General features: G+C 32.3%; 6 protein-coding genes and 1 pseudogene. All 7 read left to right on the forward strand.

Going from position 1 to position 5,501, the window contains the following annotated elements:
• Positions 1 to 16 precede the first annotated feature (16 nt).
• Entirely contained in the window at positions 17 to 901 is an 885-nt protein-coding gene (locus tag NE054_RS06865) for a hypothetical protein (protein ID WP_297890068.1), read from the forward strand.
• Positions 902 to 959: 58 nt separating this feature from the next.
• Entirely contained in the window at positions 960 to 1,664 is a 705-nt protein-coding gene (gene kdsB / locus NE054_RS06870; RefSeq protein ID WP_297890078.1) for a 3-deoxy-manno-octulosonate cytidylyltransferase, read from the forward strand.
• A 65-nt stretch (positions 1,665 to 1,729) separates the two neighbouring features.
• Positions 1,730 to 2,194 (forward strand): type II secretion system protein, encoded by a 465-nt coding sequence (locus NE054_RS06875; RefSeq protein WP_297890069.1) that lies wholly within the window; start codon positions 1,730 to 1,732, stop codon positions 2,192 to 2,194.
• The gene (locus NE054_RS06880; RefSeq protein WP_297890071.1) at positions 2,185 to 2,532 is read left to right on the forward strand and encodes a hypothetical protein; all 348 of its coding nucleotides are present in this window, start codon (positions 2,185 to 2,187) and stop codon (positions 2,530 to 2,532) included. The genes NE054_RS06875 and NE054_RS06880 overlap by 10 nt, the downstream gene beginning before the upstream one ends.
• Before the next feature lie 10 nt (positions 2,533 to 2,542).
• Complete coding sequence (locus NE054_RS06885) at positions 2,543 to 3,382, forward strand: prepilin-type N-terminal cleavage/methylation domain-containing protein (protein WP_297890073.1); 840 nt, start codon at positions 2,543 to 2,545, stop codon at positions 3,380 to 3,382.
• Positions 3,383 to 3,397: 15 nt separating this feature from the next.
• Positions 3,398 to 4,978 carry a hypothetical protein gene (locus NE054_RS06890; protein WP_297890075.1) on the forward strand — a complete coding sequence of 527 codons (1,581 nt, stop codon included), beginning with the start codon at positions 3,398 to 3,400 and terminating at the stop codon, positions 4,976 to 4,978.
• A gap of 34 nt (positions 4,979 to 5,012) precedes the next feature.
• Positions 5,013 to 5,102, forward strand: a pseudogene (locus NE054_RS08525) (prepilin-type N-terminal cleavage/methylation domain-containing protein); the annotation flags it as partial.
• Between the last annotated feature and the right edge of the window lie 399 nt (positions 5,103 to 5,501).

Raw genomic sequence — 5,501 nt, forward strand, 5'->3', positions numbered from 1 at the left:
GCAGAGGTAACATATAGTGCCGGCTAACAAACCAGACCGTAAAAACAAGTTTGATATAACATTAAGGGATATAATTCAAAACATACCTGAAAAATTCGTTGAAATACTATCCGGAAAAAAAGCCGTTAAAATCTTGGATACCTCGTTTCCATCAACGAAAGAAAGAAGAGCAGATGCTATCTTTGAGTTAGAAGACGGCTCTATCTTCCACTTAGAACTTCAAACTCATCCAGATAAGAACATGCCAAACAGAATGCTTGAGTACTTCGTTTTGATATCAAACACTTATCCGGATAAAAAAATAATCCAGATGGTGTTGTACGTAGGAGATGGTAATCCTTCAATGGAAAACAAGATAGAGAGAGAAAATCTGATTTACAGATACATATTAAAAGACATAAAAGAGATAGAATGCAAAGAGTTGATGACAAGTGATAAAATTGAAGACAAGATATTGGCGGTTTTATGTAAAGTAGAAAACTTTGAAAGATACATACAGGATTTGGTAGAGTACCTGATGAGATTACCGGAAAAAGAGAGAAGAGACTACATAAAAAAACTCTTGATAGCTATAGATTACAGACCTAAATTAAAAGAAAAGTTAAGTTTGATGCTGGAGGAAAGAAAGATGCCATTAACAATAACCCAAGAGATGATACAACAAGACCCGTTTTACAAAAAAGGATTGGAAAAAGGGATAGAGAAAGGTATAGAAAAAGGAATAGAAGAAGGCAAGATTAAAACTTTACAAGAAAACATAATAAAGGCTGTAAAACTGAGATTTGGCTATGTTCCGGAAGAAATACAAAAGAAGATAAAGAGTATTAAAGATGAAGAGAAGTTAAACACTTTGTTTGAAATTGCCTTAATAACCGATAGTATAGAAAAAATTAAGATTTAGAAAAATGGTTACTAATTTACCAAAAAGGAGAGTGTAAAAGATTAAAAAGGCAGTTTTTATTCCGGCTCGTAGAGGTTCTACAAGATTAAAGGATAAACTGTTACTACCTGTAAAAAACAAACCAGTTATAGCTTGGACTGTAGAAAACGCTTTGAAAGTTGGATATCCGGTTGTTGTAGTTTGTGATGATGAAGAGTTTAAAAAGGTTTTGTCAGATTATCCGGTTGAAGTTATTCTTACACCATCAAACTTAAAAAGTGGCTCAGACAGAATAGCCTATACATTAAAAAACCTTGATTATGATGTTGTTGTAAACCTTCAAGGAGATGAGCCTACAATACACCCCCAAGATGTAAAAAAAATATTCCAAACCCTTGAACAAGACCAAGTTGCAACTTTATCATACCAAATAGAAAACGAAGAAGATTACATAAATCCAAATGTTGTAAAAGTTATAACGGACAAAAACGGATACGCCCTTTACTTTTCAAGAAGTCCAATACCTTTTTACAGAGATATAGACTTTTCACAGATGCTAAAAATACTAAAACCACAAAAACATATAGGTGTTTACGGATACCATAAAGATGTTTTACTGGAATTTTCCTTCAACCTAAAACCTTCTCCATTAGAAGAAGTAGAAAAGTTAGAACAACTTAGACTACTTTACAACGGCTACAAAATAAAAGTTATTCAAGCATCAAAAGACTCTATCGGAATAGATACAAAAGAAGACTACGAAAGATTTTGCTCGTTAATCTAATTTTTTCACGATTTTTATACGAAAAAGTTATAAACTTTCATCAACAAGTCCGATGGAGAAAAATTATGAAAACAAAAGGATTTACATTAATTGAGATTTTAGTTGCGATAGCTGTACTGTCAGTTTTAGTAACGATAGCATCTTTGAACCTTCCAAAGTTTATGAAAACTTACAAATACAAAGAAGATGTTTTTCAAGTTGAGATGGTAATAAAAAATGCAAAGCTAAAAGCCTTAGAAAAATCTACAAATGTTAGTGTTTGTATAACAAACTCAAAAACTCTTGCGGTTTACGATGTTGGAACAAGTAGGTCAGTTTGTAGTTGTAGTGGAACTTTACTATACACTGTAAATCTAAGTAGTTATTCTACATTCAATGGTTCAGATTGCCGATTTATGTTTGACCCCAGAGGTTTAGGTGTATTTCCTGGTAATGTTTGCATTACCAGTGGAGAAGTTTACACAAAATTTACAGTAGCATCAGCTGCAGGAAGAATACTTATAGAGAGAGGTAGCGGAACATGTCGTTGAATAAAGGGATTTCACTAATAGAGTCTTTGATAGCAACGGTAATAATATTTTTTGTGGCTATTGGAATTATGAATATGATAACGATGTTTGGTTTTAGCACTCAAAAAAGGTATGCTATGGAATGTGTAATAAACGCGGTGTCTTCTCAGGTGGAAAAATGCAAATCCAGGCAAAATCCTGATAGTACTGTCTCATGTGGTAACTATACTGTTAGGATAACTACAAATGGAAGCTGTCAACCTTCTCAAGGTTGTAATGAAGTTAGTATAACAGGTCAAATAGATAGACTAAATATACAACCTTTTACATTAAGAACAGTTGTGTGTAATTTTCAGTAGGAGTATAAAAATGAAGAGTAAAGGTTTTACATTAACAGAGCTTTTGGTAAGTATCATCGTTGGGATTATAACTTTGATGGCTATAACTTCTTTGTTTATGGTTGGAAATTCAAATGTAAAAAAAGTAAAACCTGTTTCAGAAACGATAGAAGAAGCACAGTCAGGTCTTGCAACTTTGGACTTTATTATGTCCAGATGGGGAGTAGGTGTTCCTTGTAAAAACTGTAATGTAAACACACCTTTACCAGATTGTCCAGATTACAACAGTTTTAGTCCTGATGTTACCAAACTATCCACAAATAATCCATATCCAGACAACCCTCTTTGTATGACTGTAAAAACCACTAATAACAACTCAGAAGTACAATTTTTTGCTTCTTTGGGAGGTAGTGGTTTTGTTTTAAGTATAGACGAAAACAACAAGGTAGCAAATCTTTTAAGTTGTAGATTAAGTTCAAATCAAAAAGATAACTGTTATTTTAAGTATAATGGTGGATTTTCAGGATTTATCCAACTTGTTAACCTAAATCCTAACAATGCTGATTGTATAAATAAAACAGATTTAAACAATCCAAATGCAACAGCAAGTTTAAACTCTATGTTTTCTTCAGGTGATTTTATAGTAAGAGTTCCACATTTTATAAGGATATATGTAGACACTGACGGTTGGTTAAAGATGGATAAGAAAGATGTTAGTATTTGTAACGATTCAGAAAATGCTGTAAACATAGCGAAAGTTAGGTCTTTTACAGCTGAAAAATCCGGATTGGGAGTGAAGTTTACAATAGAGTTTCAATCTCAAACAGACCCAACTAAAGTGTTTAAAGTAGAAAAGTATTACAGTAGATAAGTGGAGGTAGTAAAAATGAATAATGAAAAAGGTTTTTCTTTGATAACGGTTCTCATTTTATCTGCTGTTGTATTTGTGTTAGGTAGTGCTGCTGTATATGTGAGTCAGTATGGTTATATCCTTGTTAGTTCAGATGTAAAGTATAAAACAGCTGAAAAAAGGGCAGATTACGGCATAATGAAAGTATTTAACGATATGAATAATCAACAATTAAACTGTGGAGATTCAAAAAACTATGCAGATGGTGTAGTTGTTTATACGGTAAAAGCCGGTTCTTCTTGTTTTATAAAATCCGTTGGGACTTTTGCAGGTGCAACCGTTTCTAAGATTGCTGTTATATCAACTCAATCAACATCTACAAAATACGCAACTGTGGTTATGTGTAATCTTTCAAACATGAAATTAGATGGTAGTTCAAGTATAGAAAGTTGCGAGAGTAGTTGTATTACACCTGCATTAATAACAGGAAATGATTACACTAACAGGCTAAATAATATTTCTCTAAATAATACTTGTAAGAATAACAACGGAGGTCTAACTGCATATAATATGGATCCTTACAAATACGACCCAAATCTATGTCAGCAAAGTTTGTTAAGTACTTATTTTAATGGTTTACCTGATAGAAATGCATTATTTAACAAAATGACACAGCTCTATGGTGTAGCTTTTGATAACGGAAAGCCAACAGGTTTAACAACTAATGGTGCATCTTTAACATTAACTGACCAAACAAATCCATCAAACTTACAAAACAATACATACGACCTTTGCAACTTTGGACAAAATATAAACTTAGAAACAGTTACAGGCTCTGGTAATACTCTTACAGCAAGCAGCTGCTATAACATTTCAGGAGTAAACATACAAGTGAAACCTACCTTTACATGGGATGGAAGCAAATACAAGGTTAATTTTGTAAATTGTAACAATAACTCAAATCTATCTACAATCTATTGTAAAAACGTAGATTTAGGTCAAAATACAACTTTAAACTTAGGTAGTAATTTTAGCGGTGGAGGAGCTTTAGCTGCAAATGAGGTTAACTTTACAGGTGATGTTTCACCCTCTTCAAGTTTAACATTAGTTGCAAGGAATAATGCAAATATGACGACAAATAAAGTAAATGTAAGCAATGTTAACATCTTTGCACAAAATTATAATATATCAGCTAATAATCTAACAGTAGAAAATAGCTTAATTTTTGGTGGTGGTGGAGGTCAGAATATAAATATAAACCTTGATTCAAACAGTAAGTTAGGAACTCCAGATAATCCAGTTTTAATAATATCTGATAACAATATAAACATACAAAGAAATGGCAATGCAGAAATAAACGGAATAGTGTATGCAACAAGTAATAACAACAACCTAAACATTGGTAGTGGAAATGGTAACTTTAACATAAACGGTATGTTAGTATCAGAAGGTCAAAACAACAACATTAATATCAGTGGTAATTTTACTATAAGTTTTGATCCTATTGTCATTACAAATGTAGCAAATAAATTTAACAATCTTCTAAAACCACCTACCTGTGGAACTGTAACTAACTTAAGGTATTCGGACATAATCACAAAACAGACTTTATATTAAAATATATGGTAAAAAGGAGGGAGTGTGTTGTGTCATGTCTGGAAAAAAAGGCTTTACACTTATAGAAATGTTGATAGTAATCGCGATAATAGCCATTCTTGTTACAATAGCTATACCTATGTATGGTAAGTATAAAAAGAACGCTATCAGAACTGCACTTCTAAGTGATATAAGAAACTGTCTTGGTGATATAGCAGTTGCAAGACAAACAGGAAATAACCAATCTCTACAAGATGTGGTATCAAAATGTGGAAAATCCCAATTTACCCAGAGTATAGAGCTTGAAAGTGAAAACCCTATAAAACTAAAAGCAGTATCTAACGAAGATAACTTTTCCTGTACCTACAACGAAGATAACGGTAGTATTTCCTGCGATTCTGTTTTTTAAGGTGAAAAAATCGTGAAAGGCTATTGACAAGAGAAAAATTTTATACTATATTTAGTAGCAACTCTAATTTCCAATTTAAATAATTTTAAAACAAACCAAGACAAGTAGCAAAACTTAAAGCTAAAATGAAGAAGT

Origin of the sequence: Sulfurihydrogenibium sp. (genome assembly GCF_027448985.1) — a bacterium.
Taxonomy (GTDB): Bacteria; Aquificota; Aquificia; order Aquificales; family Hydrogenothermaceae; genus Sulfurihydrogenibium.